General features: G+C 32.4%; 17 protein-coding genes, 1 riboswitch and 1 other annotated feature. Of the genes, 7 read left to right on the top strand and 10 right to left on the bottom strand.

Annotated features, from left to right (window positions below):
• Positions 1-19 precede the first annotated feature (19 nt).
• The 6 genes from ACJDUG_RS12925 to pflB all read right to left on the bottom strand — a co-directional run bounded on the left by ACJDUG_RS12925 (position 20) and on the right by pflB (position 6682).
• A complete protein-coding gene (locus ACJDUG_RS12925; RefSeq protein WP_406770300.1) occupies positions 20-751 on the bottom strand; it encodes an HAD-IB family hydrolase in 732 nt (243 codons plus the stop codon).
• Between the two features lie 145 nt (positions 752-896).
• On the bottom strand, positions 897-1712 hold the full coding sequence (locus tag ACJDUG_RS12920; protein ID WP_406770298.1) for a MetQ/NlpA family ABC transporter substrate-binding protein: 816 nt from the start codon (positions 1710-1712) through the stop codon (positions 897-899).
• 29 nt (positions 1713-1741) lie between these two features.
• Positions 1742-2398: a methionine ABC transporter permease gene (locus tag ACJDUG_RS12915; protein WP_406770297.1), complete on the bottom strand. Its 657-nt coding sequence runs from the start codon at positions 2396-2398 to the stop codon at positions 1742-1744.
• The gene (locus ACJDUG_RS12910) at positions 2388-3356 is read right to left on the bottom strand and encodes a methionine ABC transporter ATP-binding protein (protein ID WP_406770296.1); all 969 of its coding nucleotides are present in this window, start codon (positions 3354-3356) and stop codon (positions 2388-2390) included. The genes ACJDUG_RS12915 and ACJDUG_RS12910 overlap by 11 nt, the downstream gene beginning before the upstream one ends.
• A gap of 116 nt (positions 3357-3472) precedes the next feature.
• Positions 3473-3585: riboswitch (SAM riboswitch) on the bottom strand.
• Between the two features lie 115 nt (positions 3586-3700).
• Complete coding sequence (pflA, locus tag ACJDUG_RS12905) at positions 3701-4423, bottom strand: pyruvate formate-lyase-activating protein (protein WP_406770295.1); 723 nt, start codon at positions 4421-4423, stop codon at positions 3701-3703.
• Between the two features lie 36 nt (positions 4424-4459).
• A complete protein-coding gene (pflB, locus tag ACJDUG_RS12900) occupies positions 4460-6682 on the bottom strand; it encodes a formate C-acetyltransferase (RefSeq protein ID WP_406770294.1) in 2223 nt (740 codons plus the stop codon).
• Positions 6683-7070: 388 nt separating this feature from the next.
• Here pflB and ACJDUG_RS12895 point away from each other — a divergent pair, with 388 nt between their 5' ends.
• From ACJDUG_RS12895 to ACJDUG_RS12885, 3 genes are read left to right on the top strand one after another with little or no spacing between them, the layout of a single operon-like run.
• Complete coding sequence (locus ACJDUG_RS12895; RefSeq protein ID WP_406766496.1) at positions 7071-7298, top strand: FeoA family protein; 228 nt, start codon at positions 7071-7073, stop codon at positions 7296-7298.
• 13 nt (positions 7299-7311) lie between these two features.
• Positions 7312-9084, top strand: coding sequence for a ferrous iron transport protein B (feoB, locus tag ACJDUG_RS12890; RefSeq protein ID WP_406770293.1), 1773 nt, complete (start codon positions 7312-7314; stop codon positions 9082-9084).
• A 54-nt stretch (positions 9085-9138) separates the two neighbouring features.
• The gene (locus ACJDUG_RS12885; RefSeq protein WP_406770292.1) at positions 9139-9291 is read left to right on the top strand and encodes a FeoB-associated Cys-rich membrane protein; all 153 of its coding nucleotides are present in this window, start codon (positions 9139-9141) and stop codon (positions 9289-9291) included.
• 23 nt (positions 9292-9314) lie between these two features.
• On the opposite strand, the gene ACJDUG_RS12880 is transcribed toward ACJDUG_RS12885, so the two are convergent.
• From ACJDUG_RS12880 to ACJDUG_RS12865, 4 genes are all read right to left on the bottom strand, one after another.
• Positions 9315-10112: a ribonuclease H-like domain-containing protein gene (locus tag ACJDUG_RS12880; protein WP_406770291.1), complete on the bottom strand. Its 798-nt coding sequence runs from the start codon at positions 10110-10112 to the stop codon at positions 9315-9317.
• Positions 10113-10221: 109 nt separating this feature from the next.
• Positions 10222-11913 (bottom strand): arginine--tRNA ligase, encoded by a 1692-nt coding sequence (gene argS, locus ACJDUG_RS12875; protein ID WP_406770290.1) that lies wholly within the window; start codon positions 11911-11913, stop codon positions 10222-10224.
• Between the two features lie 50 nt (positions 11914-11963).
• Positions 11964-12187, bottom strand: a binding site (T-box leader).
• Positions 12188-12244: 57 nt separating this feature from the next.
• The gene (locus tag ACJDUG_RS12870; RefSeq protein WP_406770289.1) at positions 12245-14305 is read right to left on the bottom strand and encodes a thioredoxin domain-containing protein; all 2061 of its coding nucleotides are present in this window, start codon (positions 14303-14305) and stop codon (positions 12245-12247) included.
• A 234-nt stretch (positions 14306-14539) separates the two neighbouring features.
• On the bottom strand, positions 14540-15412 hold the full coding sequence (locus tag ACJDUG_RS12865) for a DUF6414 family protein (protein WP_406770288.1): 873 nt from the start codon (positions 15410-15412) through the stop codon (positions 14540-14542).
• A gap of 233 nt (positions 15413-15645) precedes the next feature.
• Here ACJDUG_RS12865 and ACJDUG_RS12860 point away from each other — a divergent pair, with 233 nt between their 5' ends.
• From ACJDUG_RS12860 to ACJDUG_RS12845, 4 genes are all read left to right on the top strand, one after another.
• Positions 15646-15906, top strand: coding sequence for an SHOCT domain-containing protein (locus ACJDUG_RS12860; protein WP_406770287.1), 261 nt, complete (start codon positions 15646-15648; stop codon positions 15904-15906).
• Between the two features lie 71 nt (positions 15907-15977).
• A complete protein-coding gene (locus ACJDUG_RS12855) occupies positions 15978-16688 on the top strand; it encodes a response regulator transcription factor (RefSeq protein WP_406770286.1) in 711 nt (236 codons plus the stop codon).
• A gap of 38 nt (positions 16689-16726) precedes the next feature.
• Positions 16727-18127 carry a sensor histidine kinase gene (locus ACJDUG_RS12850; RefSeq protein ID WP_406770285.1) on the top strand — a complete coding sequence of 467 codons (1401 nt, stop codon included), beginning with the start codon at positions 16727-16729 and terminating at the stop codon, positions 18125-18127.
• 200 nt (positions 18128-18327) lie between these two features.
• Complete coding sequence (locus tag ACJDUG_RS12845; RefSeq protein ID WP_406770284.1) at positions 18328-20160, top strand: urease accessory protein UreH domain-containing protein; 1833 nt, start codon at positions 18328-18330, stop codon at positions 20158-20160.
• Positions 20161-20290 lie beyond the last annotated feature (130 nt).

The following is a 20290-nucleotide window of genomic DNA, read 5'->3' as shown; positions in this document are numbered from 1 at the left end:
TCACTAAAATCACTCTTTCTTAACAAATGTGAATCATATCTGATGTCAATCTATATACCACATCTTTTCTTTCTACTGCAATTAATGCCTTTTTACTAATTTCTTCTGAATCCTGAACCTTCTTTATTAACTCTCTAGTTGGATTAACACAAACTGGATAGGCAACCATTTCAAACATAGAAAAATCACCTGAGGTATCTCCGTAAGCAAAACTTTGATTTAAATCCAAATTGTATTTTTCAGTAAAATAACTAATGGATTCTTTTTTACTTCTACTATCCCACATTGGAATTACACTGCCAGTATATTTATCTTCACTATCCATCTCATATACTGCACCCTTAAAGTCATCAAAACCATGTTTCAAGGCCATTTCATTTACGAGCTCTATTGGGCTTCCTGAGATTGTAATTAAAATATGCCCCTGCTGTTTATGCCATTTAATTCTGTCTCTAGTAAAGGTATATACTCTATCTCCCTTTTGGCTTACAACTTTTTTAGCTATAAATTCCACCTGAGACTTATGAAGTCCTTTAATTGCTTCTATATAAATATCAGCCATTTTAAGAAGGTAATTATCATAGTTACCCTGCCTTTTGTCCCATCTTTGATATTCTGGTCTAACCTCATTTACCCATCTTTCCGGGCCAATTATTTCATACTTAACTAATTTTTTAAAGATTTCTGCTATAAGACCTTCTCTATAAAGTGTTCCGTCAATATCAAAAAATGCTCCAACATTTTTATCCATAACTACCTCCACCTAAACCTTTATTATTATAATATTACATTTACAATTATAATGCTATATTTTTATAAAAAGAATAAGCACCTAAAATAAATCAGCCCTGTTATCTGGTTTACTTTGGGTGCCTAAACTCTATTGTTTATCTATATTAGAAAGCTGGAATTATGCTTCCTTTATATTTATCTTCAATAAATTTTTTAACTTCTGGAGAATTTAGTGCCTCAGATAGTGCTTTGATGTATGGCTTATCTTTGTCTTGCTTTCTTACTGCTAAAACATTTGCATAAGGCGAGCTTTTATCTTCTAATACTAAAGCATCCTTACTTGGATTTAGCTTAGCTTCTAATGCATAATTTGTATTTATAACTGCAGCATCTACATCATCTAAAGTTCTTGGCAGCTGAGCAGCTTCAAGTTCTTTAATTTTATACTTATTAGGATTCTCTGTAATATCTATTGCAGTAACTAGGTCTCCGCTCTTTAATTTAAATAGGCCTGCACTTTCTAGCAACCTTAAGGCTCTAGCCTCATTTGTAGGATCGTTAGGAACAGCAATTGTAGCACCTGCCTTTAAGTCCTTTATACTTTTAACCTTCCTTGAATAAACTCCCATAGGCTCAATATGAACCTTTACAGTATAGTCAAGATCAAGTTTCTTTTCTTCATTCATAGTTGTTAAATAAGGAATATGTTGAAAGAAGTTTGCATCTATTTCTCCATCATTTAGAGCTATATTTGGTTCAACATAATCTGTAAACTCTTTTATATTTAGGGTGTAACCCTCTTTTTCTAAAATTGGTTTTACAACTTGAAGTATTTCTTCATGTGGCACCGGAGATGCCCCTACAGTAATTACTTTTTTATCATCCTTTTGTGCAGCTACCGCTGCATCTTTTTTTGCATTGCAGCCGGCTAATCCAACTAATAAAACTGCACTTAATATTAAACTTATTGTCTTTTTCATATTTAAAACCCCCTAATTAATAAATATTTTTAATGACTTAATTTTTTATAGGCATAATTTCCTAAACTCTGCAATAACTGAACTATTATCATAAGTATTATAATTGTGTAAATCATTATGTCTGTTTTATATCTTTGATATCCATACCTAACAGCAATATCACCAAGACCCCCAGCTCCAATGGTTCCTGCCATTGCTGAATAGCCTATAACACTTATTACCGTAAGAGTTATCCCTAGCACAATTGAAGGAAGAGCCTCCTTCAGCATTACCTTGAAAATTATTTGTGAAATACTAGCTCCAAAAGCTTTTGCTGCTTCTATTATTCCAGAATCCACTTCTTTAAATGCTGATTCTATAACTCTAGCTGCAAATGGAGCAGCTCCAACAGTAAGCGGTACAATAGCCGCATTTTTACCAATAGTTGTGCCAACTACAAGCTTAGTAAAAGGAAAAATTGCTATCATAAGTATTATAAAAGGAAAAGATCGTAATAGATTGATTATAAAATCTAATACCTTATTAATTATGGCGTTAGGTTTTAAGCCCTTTTCATCAGTTATGACAATAATTATTGCAGGAAAGAAGCCAATAATTACAGCAAAAATAGTTGATAAAATAACCATATATAAAGTGTCCCATACCCCAGGCAGCAGTATTTGTAAAAATAAATTACTAAAGCTCATTGTAAACAACCTCCCAGCTTATTCCTTTCTTTTCTAGAAATTTTAAAATCTTCTCTTTATCCTCTTCAAGTACATTAACTACAAGGCTTCCAAGCACGTTCTCTCTAAATTTTTCTAATTTGCCCCAAACAATTGAAAAATCAATATCTAGCTCTCTTGCCATAGAAGTTATAATACTTTGCTGACTCAAATCTTTAGGAAAGAAAATTTTTATGTTTACACCTTCTGCTGGAAGTATTTCTTCTTCTCCCATTAAATCCTTTAGCTTTTTAGTTGGCCTTAAAAACAATTCCTCCACTCCGCCTATTCCCTTTATTTCACCTCCTTCCATAAGCGCAACCTTTTCACATACCTCTTTAATTACTTCCATTTGATGAGTAACTATAACTATTGTTATATTTAGCTTTTTGTTTATATCCCTTAAAAGCTCAAGGATGGATTTTGTTGTTCTTGGATCTAATGCTGAAGTAGCTTCATCACATAAAAGTATTTTAGGCTGCAGCGCTATTGCCCTGGCAATAGCAACCCTTTGCTTTTGACCTCCGCTTAATTCCTTTGGATAATTAAATACTTTTTCTTCAATACCAACCATTTTTAATAAATCATTTACTCTTTTTTTTATATCCTCATTTTTGTAACCCCACAGTTTAAGTGGAAGTGCTACATTTTCATAAACATTTCTTCTATTTAAAAGATTAAAGTTTTGAAAAATCATTCCTAATTCTTTTCTAAATATTCTAAGCTTTTTAACAGATAATTCCCCTACTTCTTTACCCATTATATTAATGCTGCCGGAATCATATTTTTCTAGTCCGTTTAAGCATCTTAGAAGTGTAGATTTACCTGCACCGCTGTGGCCAACTATACCGAATATATCACCTTCTTCAATTTTTAAACTAACCCTATTAAGAACTTTAACCTTTGAAAAGCTCTTCGAAACCTCACTTATCTCTATCATACAACTCTCCTATCCCTAAATTAATAAATAATTTCAATTGTTAATGATTATTATTCTGAATTAAAATAAAAAATAAAACCCGAGGAAACCTCGGGTTTTAATAAACCTGCCTGTTTCGCTCATCTATCAGTATTCAAAAGAATACTGCAGGAATTGGCACCATTGTATTATAAATAATACCGGTTGCCGGGCTTCATAGGGCCAGTCCCTCCACCTCTCTAGATAAGTCCATATTAAGTTTTAGCACTTTAACACTTTACAACGTCAAAACATTCATTTATTGTTTATATTATAGTACCTTCAAAATTGAAAGTCAATAGTAATTTGCAACTTTTCAAATTAATTTATGCAGATTTTATAATTCTATTAATTTTTGCCTCAAATTGTTTTGTATCCTCTTTATCCATTGATTCTATACCTGAAAGCCTATAAGAGATTCCTAATTTATCATACTTGGCTACTCCTAAGGTATGGTATGGTAGTAATTCAACTTTTTCAACGTTTTTAATTTCTTTTATAATTCCCTGCATTTTTTCCATATGTTCTTCTGAATCTGTAATACCTGGAACTACTACATGTCTAATCCATATCTTAACATCTGTTTTTTCTAATGCAGCAAGAAATTGATTAAACCCATGTTTGCTTTTACCAGTTAAATTTTTATATCCAATATCATCTACATGCTTTATATCTAGCAAAACTAAATCTGTATATTTTAATATTTCTTCATATTCTCCAAAGCCATAACCAGCTGTATCTATGGTTGTATGAATATTATTTTCCTTGCAAAGCTTAAGCATTTCTAGTAAAAATTCAGGTTGAAGGAGAGGATCCCCTCCTGAAAAGGTAACTCCACCACCAGATCTTTCAAAGTAAGGCTTATAACGAAGTATCTTTTTCATTAATTCTTCTGGTGTCATTTCAGTTCCGCCATCTCTTGCCCAGGTATCAGGGTTGTGACAATAAGCACATCTAAGCTTACAACCTTGTAGAAAAACTACAGTTCTAACTCCAGGACCGTCCACCAAACCCATACTTTCTATTGAGTGTACTCTACCTTTAATCATGAAATCCCCTCCTTTAAATTTTTAAAAAGTTTTTACTTACATTTTTTCATGGAATGTTCTGCTTATGACTTCCTTTTGCTGAGCTTTTGTTAATCTATTAAAATTAACTGCGTATCCAGAAACTCTTATTGTTAAGGTAGGATACTTTTCTGGGTGTTCCATTGCATCCATTAAGGTTTCTCTATTTAATACATTTACGTTTAAGTGGTGAGCATTTTGTCCAAAGTATCCATCCATAACAGCTACTAGGTTGTTGACTCTAGATTCTGAATCCTTACCTAATGCGTCTGGAAGTATGGAGAATGTATTGGATACCCCGTCCTGGCAGCATGAATATGGAACCTTAGCTACTGAATTAAGTGATGCAAGAGCTCCTTCTAAATCTCTGCCATGCATTGGGTTAGCTCCTGGTGCAAATGCTTCTCCCGCTTTTCTTCCATCAGGTGTGGAACCTGTCTTCTTACCGTAAACAACGTTTGAAGTTATAGTTAAAACTGATAATGTATGCTGAGCATCTCTATAAAGCGGGTGTTTCTTAAGTTCATTTGAGAATCTTTCAGCTAAGGCTACAGCAATGCTATCAACTCTGTCATCGTCATTTCCGTACTTAGGGAATTCTCCTTCAACTTCAAAGTCAACAGTTATTCCATTTTCTCTTATAGGCTTAACTTTAGCGTATTTTATAGCGCTTAAGGAATCTGCAGCAACTGAGAATCCTGCTATACCAAATGCCATTAGCCTACCAACCTTTGTATCATGTAATGCCATTTGTGATGCTTCATAAGCATATTTATCATGCATGAAGTGAATTATATTCATTGCATCAACGTAAACTTTGCTTACATATTCTAATACTTTGAAGTAGTTAGCTAATACCTTATCATAATCTAATACTTCATCTGTTATTGGTTCAATTCCTGGAACAACAACAATGCCTTTCTTTTCATCTACTCCACCGTTAATAGCTAGAAGTAATGATTTAGCTAGGTTGCATCTTGCTCCGAAGAATTGCATCTGCTTTCCAACCTTCATTGCAGATACACAGCAAGCAATTGCATAGTCATCTCCATATATAGGTCTCATAACGTCGTCATTTTCATATTGAATAGAGTCAGTTAATATAGACATTTCAGCACAGAATTTCTTAAAGTTCTCTGGTAAGTTTTGTGACCAAAGTACTGTCATGTTTGGTTCTGGAGCTGTTCCTAGGTTGATTAGTGTGTGTAAATATCTGTATGAGTTCTTAGTTACTAATGGTCGTCCATCTTCACCAACGCCACCGATTGATTCAGTAACCCAAGTAGGATCTCCAGCAAATAAATCGTTATATTCTGGTGTTCTTAAATGTCTAGCAAGTCTTAATTTGATTATAAATTGATCAATAATTTCTTGTGCTTCTGCTTCAGTTATAAAACCTGCTTGTAAGTCTCTTTCAATGTATATATCTAAGAATGTACTTGTTCTCCCAAGTGACATTGCAGCACCGTTATTTTCTTTTATTGCTGCAAGATATCCAAAGTATACTGCTTGTACCGCTTCCTTTGCATTAGTAGCTGGCTGTGATATATCAATACCATAAGAAGCTGCCATGTTCTTTATTTTTCCTAAAGCTCTTATTTGCTCATTAACTTCTTCTCTTAATCTTACTAATTCGTCGAGCATATCGCCTTTAAGATTCTTAAGATCTTTTTTCTTTTCTTCAATTAAGAAATCCATACCGTATAGAGCTATTCTTCTATAGTCGCCTATTATTCTTCCTCTACCATAAGCATCTGGAAGACCAGTAAGGACAGCAGCTGATCTGGCAGCTCTTATTTCTTCTGTATAAGCATCAAATACTCCTTGATTATGAGTCTTTCTATATTTTGTAAATGTTTCATGCATTTCATCACTAATCTTGTATCCATAGGATTCAAGGGATTGCTCTGCCATTCTAATTCCGCCCCATGGATTTGTAATTCTCTTTAGTGGAGCATCTGTTTGTAGTCCAACTATAACTTCATTTTCTTTATCAATGTATCCTGGTGCAAAGGTATCTATACCTGATACATTTTCAGTATCAACATCTAAGATTCCTTTTTTTGTTTCTTCTAAGATAAGTTTGCTGCACTCATCCCAAATCTTTTTTGTTTTATCTGTAATTCCTGCTAAGAAATTTTTATCCCCATTATATGCTGTATAATTTTGTTGAATGAAATTTCTGACATCTATTTCATTCATCCATGTTCCTTCTTTAAAGCCTTCCCATTGTTTAAACATAAACTTCACTCCTTGCTTTCTCTTTTTACACTCACTATTATATAGTATATTTTTGTCTGTATCAATAGTCAATTAATTTGTTTTTAAGCCATTTTTATAAATTAAATTATAACAGTTGAATATTCTGTATTATTTTCTTTGTTTTTCTATGCCAATTGATAATAATTACTTATTAATTTTACTTATGACATATTAAATTAAATTAAATTCACAGTTTAGTTTTAATCTTGTAAATTTTTAAACAATTATAATAGTTATTTATAGTAATAAAAATCCAGCTTCTGCAAAACAATTATTTTTAATTGACTAATCAAACAAAACTATTGACAGTAGGACTACAGCATGTTATTATTTATTTGAGAATGATTTTCAGTACGAGGTGGTAATAATGAGCATTTACGATCTAAGACCTGGTGAGAAAGCTTATGTAAGCAATATTATTGGTGACGAGAAACTAGCAAAAAGATTACTTGCTTTAGGAGCAATTGAAGGGACGGAAGTATTAGTAAAGGCTGCAGCTCCCCTTGGGGATCCCATATTAATAAATTTCAGAGGGTTTGACTTAGCTATTAGAAAGAAGGATGCAAGAAACATTGTAATAACAAGCATAAAATAAAGGAGGCTGACCTATGAAAATTGCAGCATTACTTGGAAACCCAAATGTAGGTAAAACCACTCTATTTAATTATCTAACTGGTTCAAATCAACATGTAGGAAATTGGGCTGGTGTCACAGTAGAAAAAAAAGAGGGTTATTTAGAGAAGGACATTAAGATTGTGGACTTACCTGGAATATATGCAATGGACACCTACTCAAATGAAGAAAAGGTTTCTAAGGAATTTTTACAAACTGGAAATGTAAATTTAATCATAAACATAGTTGATGCCTCTAGCTTAAATAGAAACTTGTACCTTACAATGCAGCTTAAAGAATTTAACATACCTATTGTTTTAGTTTTAAATATGCTTGACGCTGCTGAAGCTAAAGGAATTGATATTGATTTTGACAAACTAGCAGAAGGACTCGGTGTTACAATTATACCAATTATAGCTTCTAAAGGAAAAGGCATAAATAAGTTGAAGGAACTTCTAAAAAGTTCTGATTTTTTAAGTCTTCCTATTGATAATAATTATCAATTTCAAAACGAAAAGGAAACCTATTCATATATAGAAAATGTATTGAGGGACTGCATTAGTAATAGAAACATGGTGGGGCTTACTACTACTGAAAAAATCGATAAAGTATTAATAAACAAATATTTAGCTTATCCTATTTTAGCAATTATTTTATTTTTTATATTTCAAGTTACATTTACCTGGGCCGGAAAGCCTTTAGCGGATTTTTTGCAAACCTTATTAAATGGTTATTTTGTCCCAACTGTGGATGCTCTCTTAAAAGGCAGCAGCAGCTGGTTTAAGTCATTAATTATTGACGGAATAATCGGTGGTGTAGGTTCAGTAATAGTATTTCTTCCTGTTATTATGTTACTATTCTTTTGTATTTCCTTTTTAGAAGACAGTGGTTACATGGCAAGAGTAGCTTTTATTATGGATAGAATAATAAGAAAGATGGGGCTTTCAGGTAAGGCATTTATACCACTAATTATAGGTTTTGGTTGTTCAGTGCCAGGTGTAATGTCTGCTAGAACACTCGAAAGCGAAAAGGATAGAAAACTTGCAGCACTACTTGTACCACTTATGTCTTGTAACGCAAGATTACCTGTTTACTTGGTTTTTGCTGCAGCCTTCTTTAAGGGTCGTGAATCCCTTGTGGTTGCATCCCTTTATGCATTAGGGGTAATAATAGCCTTTATAATAGGAATATTATTTAAAAATACCATATTTAAAAAGGACGACGAGCCATTTATAATAGAGCTCCCTGAATACAAGCTTCCAGAAGCAAAAGGCTTAATAATGCATACATGGGAAAAAGGTAAAGGCTTTTTAAAGAAAGCCGGAACAATTATTTTTTCAATCTCTATAATTGTATGGCTTCTATCTAATTTTAACTTTACTGGTTTCACAGATATTAATAATAGCTTTTTGTCTTATATCGGCAGGGCAGTAAGTCCTATATTCATACCTTTAGGCTTTGCCTCCTGGCAAAATTCCGTGGCATTAATTGCAGGTATTATGGCTAAAGAAGTTGTTGTTGGAACCATGGGTGTAATATATGGCAGTAATTTATCTTCAGTATTACCAACTGTGTTTACACCACTTTCAGCTTATAGCTTTTTAGTTTTTGTTCTACTTTATACACCATGTATATCTTTAATAGCAACTATGAAAAAAGAATATGGCGGTAAAATGGCAGCATTTTCTGTAACTTACCAGCTGGTATTAGCTTGGATAGTATCTTTTCTTGTTTATAATCTTGGAAATATTATTATTAAATTAATATAAATCTATTTATTAAATAAATTACTAAAGAAATAATATTTATGGGAGAGTGATCTTATGACAGTTGAAATAATTTTTACAGTGCTAGTAATAGCTATAGCTGTTTTCATATTCTATAAGAACTTAAAAAAGAGCACCTCAGGAGAATGTAACTGCGGTAGCTGTTCTAAGAGCTGTCCAAAATATATGATGCATAAAGAAAAAAAGTAGATAAATTTATCTACTTTTTTCTTTTAATAGCTGCTGCTTACCATATTACTTATTTCTCTGCTATTTATATTGCCTTTTAAAATGGCGTCTATGATTTTAGATGCTGCTTTTTTTGATACTCTTTCTACTTCAAAAGATACTTCAATATTATTCTTTTTAATTAGGCTTTTTAAAAACTTAAGCTGTTTCTCAGTTATGCTGTCTTCTCTAATTATAGAGGTATTATTTTCAACCTTATAAATAATTTTAAAGATCAAAGGTAAATTTAATACATCTTCATAATTGTGCAGCATTATAATATCTTTTAACTCGTCTTCTTTAGTTTCTAAATATTGATAATATAGTTCCACACTCATTCCGCCATCTATTTGATCTTCCCTATTAACCCCTAAATATTTTTCTACAGTTTTAAGGTTGCACCTTTCCATACCTAATTGTTTGTAATAAGGTCTAATTATTCTATATAAGTCTATATGTTCATTTGGAAGGCTGCAGTGAATATTATTTTTTCCCATTCTCCTAGCTATGAATGGCTCATCAAAAGCTACCCCATTATAGGAACACCATCTATTAAACTTAACTATATCCTTAGCGAAGGCATATAAAATTTCTGCTTCATCAATAAGTTCTTCAGCGAAATACTGTTTAATATTAAACTTTCCTTCATCATTGTAATATCCTAAGGATATAAGTATGATATAGTCCTTATCCTTTTCAAATCCCGTTGTTTCAATATCAAAATATGCAATATTATGCATATTATATTTTTCAATAATATCTGCTTCAATCTTTATGTTATCGGTGTACTCTCTAATATACATTACTTCCTCCAATTACTTTCTTAAGCTACAAAAAGATTATATACTAAAATAGCACATTTTTAAATAGGAAACTCCATAGAGTTATTAGTTTTACTCTATGGAGCTTATATTACATCTTTTCAACTACATCAAGTCCAATTAACCATAAACCATTTTTAATTACTTGACAGGTAGCTTCAACTAAATTTAATCTTGCTTTTTTGAGTCCAGCATCTGCTGCATTTAAGATACTGTGAGAATTATAAAATTTATTAAAGGCTTTAGCAATTTCAATAACATGTCTTGTTATAATTGAAGGCTCAAGTTTATCAATTGCCAATAGTATAGCATCCTGTAATCTTGAAATTTCTTTTACTAATTCAAATTCTTCAGTAGAAGTCATTTTGCTGTAATCTGCCTCAGCAGTTATATCTACAGCTTTTCTCAAAATACTCCTGCCTCTAGCATAAGTGTATTGTACATAAGGACCCGTTTCGCCTTCAAAGTTAAGCATTTCCTTCCAATCAAATATAATGTCCTTCTCCTTGTTGTTCTTTAAATAAGTAAATATAATTGAACCTATACCAATTTTCTTTGCAACTTCTTCTTTGTTTTCTAAATTTGGATTTTTCTCATTTATAACTTCAAGGGCCTTTACTACTGATTCATTAAGCAATTCTTCTAAATATATTGCATTTCCGCTTCTAGTGGAAAATTTACCTTCTGAGAATTTAACTAGTCCAAAACCAACATGTTTACAATCATCAGCCCAATCATATCCCATTAGTTTAAGGGTAGTAAATACCTGCTTAAAATGTAGTGACTGTGAGCTTCCTACTACATAGATATTTTTATAAAAGTCATAGGTTTTCTTCCTATACATGGCTGCGGCTAAATCTCTTGTAGCATAAATAGTTGCCCCGTCAGACTTTTTAATAATACATGGCGGCATGTTATATTTATCTAGCATAACTACCTTAGCACCATTGCTTTCTACTAATAGCCCCTTTTCCTGAAGCTCATCTACAACTGCATCCATTTTGTCGCTGTAAAAGCTTTCACCAGCATAAGAGTCAAAATGAACATTTAACATTTCATAAACTCTATTAAATTCTTTTAAACTTAGTTCTTTAAATACATTCCATAAATGAACTTCTTCCTCACAGCCATCTTCAAGATTTTTAAAATGCTTTCTTGCCATATCTTCTAAAGACGGATCCTTTTCAGCTTCTTCATAGAACTTAACATAAAGTCTTTCAAGTTCACGAATAGCATTAGCATGAAGTGCTTCTTCATCAACCCATCTATGATAAGCTGTAATTAGTCTTCCATATTGAGTTCCCCAATCTCCTAGATGATTTATTCCAATTGAATTGTAGCCTTCAAAATTTAGAATTCTATATAAGGAATTCCCTATAACGGTAGTACTAAGATGTCCAATATGAAAATTCTTAGCTATATTAGGTGATGAATATTCTACAATTACATTTTTCCCTTCCCCAATTTTTGAAGAACCGTAATCTTCATCTTCTTTAAGTACCTCTCCAATTATCTGCTTTACAAAGGCAGCTTTATCCATAAAGAAATTTAAATAAGGTCCTTGACAGTCTATCTTTTCAAAGCCCTCTTTACCTATTTTATTCTTAAGTTCCTCTGCAATCATATGAGGAGCTTTTCTCATTGTTTTTGAAAGTTGAAAACATGGAAAAGCATAATCACCCATATCAGGTCTTGGGGGAAGCTCTATTAATTTTTCTATTGTACTTAGTTCTAAATCAACCTGCTCTTTTATTTTCTCTGCCACTAATTTCTTGTAGTCCATAAAATCCTCTCCATTCTTATTTTTGTATGTAAAAAACCCGTCTCTAAAAATATAGAGACGGGTATGACATTTCCGCGGTACCACTCTAGTTGATATAAACAATTTATATCCACTCGAAATTTTAACGCAATCAACGGCTCGCCCTACACATAAATTAAACTTCAGGCAGCTTCTTAGAGGCTCTCTTCCTTTTTTATATTCTACATGGCTTCCACCATTGCCCTGCTCTCTTTAAGAAATCTAAAAAAAGTACTCTTCTCATCACTGAATTTAATTATAAATATTTACACTATATTATATTATTATTAATTAATACTGTCAATATGCAATATTAAGTATTCCTATAAAGTACATCACTTAGCTCATGTTCATCATTTATAGGTATGCCGCAGGTAAAATTTTGACAGATATAAACTGTAGTCTTATTATCAAGCATTTTTCTATCTTCTAAAGATCTAAATATTTCTAATGATTTCTCCATTTCATCATTTAATAACAAGGTAGAAAAGGGTAAATATTTTTCATTAATAATATTAATATACTTTTGGGTTTCAAATCCGATCTTATCCCCGGCTATGATAATTTCCATTGTATCTTTAAAATTAAACATAAAAGCTATAAGAGCTAATGAATAACTGCTTGGATTGTTTGTAATAGTTCCAGCAAAAATATCAAACACCTTTTGTGCTTCTTCTTCTAATGTGCTGTCCCCAGTAATTCTAGCTAGTCTTATAAGATTATAAGCTGCTACAGAATTTCCAGATGGCAGCGCACCATCATAGATTTCCTTAGGCCTTATAATTAATTCTTCTGAATCAACACCGTATAAGAAGAATCCGCCCTTCTCATCTGAAAATAGCCTTAACATTTCACTATTAAGTTCTAATGCCTTACTTAAATATTCAGTTTCAAACGTGCTTTCATATAGTTCAATAAGTCCCCAAATTAAAAATGCATAATCCTCTAGATATCCTAAATATGCTGCTTCTCCATCTCTATATCTAGCCAGAAGCCGACCATCTTCCCTTACTGAGTTTTTAAATATAAATTTAACTGCTTTTATAGCCGCTTCTATATAGTTATTATTTTTTATAACCCTTCCTCCATAAGAAAGTGCTGCAATCAAAAGCCCATTCCAAGAAGTTAGTATTTTATCATCTTTATGCGGATGAATCCTTTTTTCTCTTTCTTCAAACAATTTGGCTCTTAGATTTTCAAGTTTGTTTTTCAATATTTTATCATTTTCAATATCATGCAAGTCCATGTAAATCAAATTAGGTATATTTTTCTTTTCAAAATTACCGTCTAAGGTAATATTATAATACTTACAAAAAAGATTTCCATCCTCATATCCTAATATATTAATTACTTCATTCTTATCCCACAAATAGAATTTTCCTTCAATCCCCTCCGAATCTGCATCTTCTGCAGAAAAAAATCCACCTTCTGGGGAAGTCATATCTCTTAGAATATAGGTAAATATTTTTTCCGCTGCTTCTTTATAAAATTCCTTTTTTGTAGCATTAAAAGTTTCCATATAAGCCATAGCAAGAAGTGCATTATCATAAAGCATCTTTTCAAAATGTGGCACTAGCCATTTTCTATCCACTGAGTATCTTGAAAAGCCAAAGCCAATATGGTCAAATATACCACCCTTATACATACTTTCTAAGGTTCTCTCTACTATTTCAAGCGACTCCTTTTCGCCAAAAATGTAGTTGTATCTAAGTAAATATAAAAGATTATGAGGAATTGGGAACTTGGGTGAATCTCCAAAACCACCAAATGAAGGATCGAAACTACTTCTTAGTTCTCTATAGCACTTCTTAAGAGTATCTTCGCTAAGCTTTTCTTTATTCTTTATATATTCTGATTTAGCAACAGCATCAACAATAGTTTTACTGGAGTTAATTAAATCATCTTTTCTAGTTCTCCATGCCTCCTCTACAGAATATAAAACATCCATAAGCCCTGGTCGACCGTACTTACTTGTTTTAGGAAAGTATGTACCAGCATAGAAAGGCTTCTTATCTGAAGTCATAATGATTGACATAGGCCAGCCGCCGCTTCCAGTTAAAGTCTGACATACTGACATATATATACTGTCAATGTCAGGTCTTTCTTCCTTATCTACTTTTATTGAAATAAAATATTTGTTCAAAACTTCTGCAACTTCGCCATCTTCAAAGGATTCCCTTTCCATTACATGACACCAATGACAAGTACTGTAACCAATGCTCAGAAATATAGGTTTATCCTCTGAGACCGCCCTAGAAAACGCTTCTTCTCCCCAAGGGTACCAATCTACTGGGTTATGGGCATGTTGAAGTAAATATGGTGATTTCTCATTAATTAATTTATTTGTTGTTTTATGTTTATTTTCAGTTACCAACTTAACACATCCTCTTAATAGACTTCCTTATAGTATGTGATAAAAAAATAACTTAATGCAAAAGTAATGTAGCAAACAGTTTCTATGCATTTATTTGATGAAGCCATCTATCTGGCCTCTTTTCTTCCCCATCATAATTGAAAGCCTCCTGAATGCATATTGTGTATAATTATTATATCACAATAGAAATTCAGAGGTTTCCTAGGCACCAAAAAGAACCAGCTTACTGGTCCTTTAAACATATATGGCAATAGGTATAACGTTAAGCCCTGGTCCATTTACCTTCGTAGTAAATTTATCTGGCACCAATATCCCATTAATATTTAGTACCTCTAAGTAAGGGGCTAAAGATTCCAGAAATCTATTATAGTAATCGCTTGTAGCCGTTTTTCTTAGTAAATCAAAATAATTATTTTCATCTACAATTCTTGAAACCTTTCCCAGAACCCTTAATTCTGAATGTGCCAAATCATATACGTAAGCATTTTTATTTGAAAAATCATTTAAATCTACAGTTAATACTATATTAGAAGAATTTGTATTAAGTACTATATCGGTAGTATTATTCATACTTAAAGAACTACTTAAAAATTTTAATTGATTTAATATAAATGTTATATTAGTTATACCAGATACCTTTATCCTCATTAAGTTATCTAACATTTTAATATCGTAGGACTCTATTACCCCTATCAATGTATTAATCGATGACAAAAGTGATGTTGTTGTCATATTTGCAGTAAATTCCACATATTCACAACACTTTATATTACTATCCAAAATATCTTCCTCTATTATTTGATTAATCATATTCTTTTCAAGCAGCATTGCTCTAACGTTATTAAATCTAGAGAAATCCGTAAAAATAAATGTCGAATTAACGTCCTTTAACAATTCTATTTCACCATGAAATTTTCCTAAATGATGATTATTGATAACAACATCTCTTTCTTCTGCCACAGTTCTATCCTCATTCTTTTTTCTAAGGTGAAATTCTATCATGTCACGATTCCTAACATCTCTACTTTCTTCAAATCCCCCAAACATTAATGCTGTCAAGTCCAACACCAAATCTTGATTTACATAAATTGGTATACCATTAACCATAAGTAACCCCCCTTAATTGCTATACTACATAGTATTAACATTATAGTGCTGAGGTTAACTTTAATTTCCTTTTTAGAGCTAGAAGCTAGGTTCATGTGCCCTGCGATTATAAAGAAATAATAATTTTGCTAAAAATAATAATCTTAATTTCTTCATAATTGCTTCACAATTTATAATTATAATAATTACATAGAAAATAATTTAATTTAATCACAAATAAGGAGGATTTGATTATGTTTTGTGGTGGTTTTGGAAGATTTGGAGGATATGGTTTTGGTCCTTCAGGCTCCATAGGTTATGGATGGATGTTCTTAGCTGCGGGTTTTAGATTATTAATATTTATCGGACTAATAATACTGGCTGTTAAATTATATAAGAAGTATTCTAATAAATCTAATGCTAGTATGAGAATACTTGATGAAAAATTCGCTAAAGGTGAAATAAGCGAAGAAGAATACTTAAGACGAAAAACAATTCTTTCACAGAATAACTAGAGAGCTAGCTCCCTAGTTTTTTTTATAGCTATAAATTATAATTGCATTATAAAGGTTTTGAGGTGAAATATATGAATAAGCCATTTAAAATATTAGTTGTTGATGACGAACAAAACATATTAAATGTGGTTAAAGCCTATCTTGAAAAAGAAGGATTTGAAGTAGTTACAGCTATGGATGGAGAAGCTGCCATTCGAATATTTAACAATGAAACTATACAACTTATAGTTTTAGATTTAATGCTTCCTAAAGTGACAGGGGAAGAAGTATGCACCAGAATTAGAGCTATCTCCAGTGTTCCTATAATTATGCTAACTGCAAAAACAGATGAAGAAAATAAAATAGACGGAATATCTATAGGTGCGGATGACTACTTAACCAAACCCTTCAGTGTACGAGAGCTTGTAGTAAGAGTTAGAGCCCTGCTTAGAAGAACATACAGAGATGCTGCCCCTATGGCTGATATTTTAATCTTTAATAATGGTGATTTAGAAATAGATATTAAAAAGATGCAAGTGAAAAAGAAAGGTGAAACGGTAAACTTAACAACAAATGAATTTAAAGTTTTAACATCATTACTTACTAACCCAGGTCAATTGTTATCGAGAGAACAACTAGTGGAAAAAGCCTTCGGTATTGATTATGAAGGCTTTGATAGAACAGTTGACACATATATTAAAAATATACGACAAAAAATAGAAGATAATCCTAAGGATCCAAAATATATAATTACAGTTTACGGAATTGGATATAAATTCATTTCAAACTCACCTGAGGCTTAAGGTCAGTGCTGCCCAGTGTTTCCACGAAAGGAGAAAAAATGAAATTATCTTTGATGAAAAAATTATCCCTAGGCTTTCTTGCTGCAGTTTTAGGATCAATTATTTTAGCAAGCTTTATATCAAATTATGCAGTAGGAAACGAATTTAAAAAATTCTTAGTAGATCAGCAAAAAACAAAAGTTAGTAATGCTGTAAAAATTGTTACTGAATTATATAGTACTGAACAAAATTCTTCAAGTATAAATACAGGCGAAATCCAAAGATATGCCGAGCTTCAAGAATTATATATAGAGGTTAACGATTTAAATAATAATACCTTATATTCCTCCGGCAATTCATATTTACAGCACAGCAGCATGATGGGAAATATGATGAGTGGTATGATGAATGGCTTTTCTGGAATTAATATAGGAGAATATGCTGAAGATAAATTCCCACTAATAGTTAATAATAAAGAAATAGGAACTATAATAATAGGTTACTTTGGAACCTCCTATTTGTCTTCTGCTTCGGTTACTTTTTTAAGTACCCTTAATCACTCTTTTATTTTATCGGCAATTACAGCTTTATTTTTCGGATTTATTATTAGCGTAATTATTTCAAGACAGCTTTCAAGACCTCTTGCTAAAATAACTGAAACTGCAAATAAGATGAGTACTGGAGACCTTAAAGTAAGAGCAAATATAAATACAACTACTAAAGAAATACATGAACTTTCTAATTCTATAAACTACTTAGCAGAAACTTTGAATAGTCAGGAAATGCTGAGAAAAAGATTAACCGCAGATATGGCACATGAACTTAGAACTCCGCTAACTACATTAAAAACACATGTAGAAGCATTTATAGACGGCATATGGGAGCCTACTACTGAACGTTTTGAGACTTTTTACGAAGAGATTGAAAGACTGACAAAAATGGTAGATAACCTTCAGAGCCTAGCAAAACTGGAACAAACCAATATTAATTTAAACAATAGCAAAATTGATTTATCAGATGAATTATCGAAAATTTTAGATACCTATAAGCCTCTTTACCTTAAAGAAAACTACGAACTAACAAGTGATATAGAACCAGCAATAATAGCAATAATAGATAAGGATAAATTCAAGCAAATTATGAATAACCTGCTTTTAAATTCCTATAAATACCTAAAACCTAATGGTAAAGTTCACGTAATATTAATGAAAGATAAACAAAATATTATAATTAAAGTAATTGATAATGGTATAGGCATACCTGAAAAAGATATACCTTATATCTTTGAACGCTTCTATAGAACCGATTTATCTCGAAATAAAAACACAGGAGGTTCTGGCATTGGTCTTACAATAACAAAAGCCTTTATTGAGGCGCATGGAGGTAAAATCTATGTAGCTAGTAAAGTTAATGAAGGTACCACATTTACTATTGAGTTTCCTAATATATCAGTACAATAACATTTTCTTAATCAAGATGAGCTAGTCTAACTTATCTTCATAAAATCAACACAACTTTTTTGTATACTTTTATTTGTAATAAAAATTCAGTATTAAACTTTAACCTTATGGTACTTACTTATTATATATCAGCTGATTTTTTATTATCGCTTAAGGATTAATACTTCTTTACCTTTAAAATCATTAAAAGGAGAAAACTTATGAGTGTTAAAAAAGAGAAAATAAAAGTCTACGAAATGACCTGTACATCTTGCGAAAACCGTGTTGAAAGAGCTATCAAAAAATTGGAAGGAGTAATTGACGCAAAGGCTAGTTATGCTGGAGAATTTGTTGAAGTAGAATATGACGATAAACTCTGCAGCAATGCAGCCTTAAAAGCTTCTATACAAAAAGCCGGATACAGCGCAAAGAGTTCAAATGATTATAAATTCATGGGAGTTCTTATTATAGTTGCTGCAATGGTGATCTTAGGGCTGAAGACAAGTGGTTTTGATATGGAATCAAAGCTTACCAATGCTTCCTATGCTGTTCTTTTTGTAGTAGGTTTACTTACTTCACTACATTGCGTAGGTATGTGCGGCGGTATAATGCTATCCCAGAGTTTATCAAAAGAAGGAACCAATAAGGTTGAAGCAATAATGCCCGCTATTTCATATAACCTTGGAAGAGTTGTTTCTTACACTTTACTTGGTGGAATAGTTGGAGTTCTGGGTTCAGTACTTTCACTTTCCATACATGCAAAAGCAGGTATGGAAATATTTGCTGGAGTATTTATGATTATGATGGGCTTTAATATGGCTGGCTTCAAAGCCTTTAGAAAATTCCAAATACATCTTCCTCATTCTGTATGCAAGGTTAAAAATAAAAAAGGTTCTCCTTTTATCGTTGGTCTTTTAAATGGCCTTATGCCCTGTGGTCCACTCCAGACCATGCAGCTTTTTGCTCTTGGCACAGGAAGTGCTGTAAAGGGTGCTCTTTCAATGTTTATGTTTTCTATAGGAACAGTGCCTCTTATGCTTACCTTTGGTGCATTATCTGGATTATTAAGCAAGGGATATACTAAGAAAATTCTTAAAACCAGCGGTGTTCTTATTATAGTTCTCGGATTAATTATGGGAAGTAGAGGTCTCGCATTGGCAGGCATAGATACTAACCCTTTGAATGTACTCGCTAAAACAAAAGACATAGTAACAGGGACATCTAGTAGTGGGAGCAACAATTCAAATATATCTAAAGCCACTATTAACGATAACCTTCAAACAATAACAATGACTGCTAATAATAATGGATATTCGCCTAATGCATTTTATGTCCAAAAGGGAATACCCGTAAAATGGGTAATTAATGGCGACGAGCTTAATTCCTGTAACCAAACTATAACAATACCTTCACTGAATAAAGAAGTGAAATTAAAAAAAGGTGAAAATGTTGTTGAATTTACTCCAGGTGATAAAGATATAAACTTTAGCTGCTGGATGGGTATGATAAGAGGAGTAATAAAGGTAACAGATAAGCTTGATTCAGTTGATACATCAAAATCCGATCCTTCAATACCACCACCAAGCACAGGCCCAAGCTGTTGCGCAGGTCCTGTAACTGATGATGGTTCAGCTTCTGGAGCTCCTAGTCAACCTAGCATTTATGGAAGCGATATTACAAAGGTTCCAACAGATGTGCTAGTAAACAAGGCGCTGGCAGCTGGAAAATACCAGAGTGCTACATTTAAAGGAAAAGGCTATGAACTTCAGCCACTAATAATTGTAACTGGCAACAGTGCAAGCACTAAGCTAACTTTCGATTTAAGCGCTTTTGATAATGCTGAAGGTAAGTACCAAATTGTGGATGCCTCAACAGGAAGCCAGATTACTACCTTTACTGCCCAAAAAGGAATAAACGTTGTAGAGTTTAGCCCTAAAAAAGCTGGCGGCTATGCAATACTTAAGGATAATGGCGTACTTGGAGTAATTGAAGTTGTTGATGACTTAAAGAAGGCTGACCTGGAACAAATAAGAAATAAATATATTGGTGGCTAATTTTTAAGAGTCTTTAGAAAATTGCTAAGTAAAGACTATCTGTTTATAAAATTTAAAAAGGGGCTGTTGCACAACTAACTAAATAGTTAGCTGCGCAGCAGCTCCCTTTTTGCTTAGAAAGTTAAAATGC

This window comes from Candidatus Clostridium stratigraminis, assembly GCF_045310675.1.
GTDB lineage: Bacteria > Bacillota > Clostridia > Clostridiales > Clostridiaceae > Clostridium_AT > Clostridium_AT stratigraminis.
The sequence above is the reverse complement of the archived record's forward strand: the minus strand, read 5'-3'. Positions and strand labels throughout refer to the sequence as shown.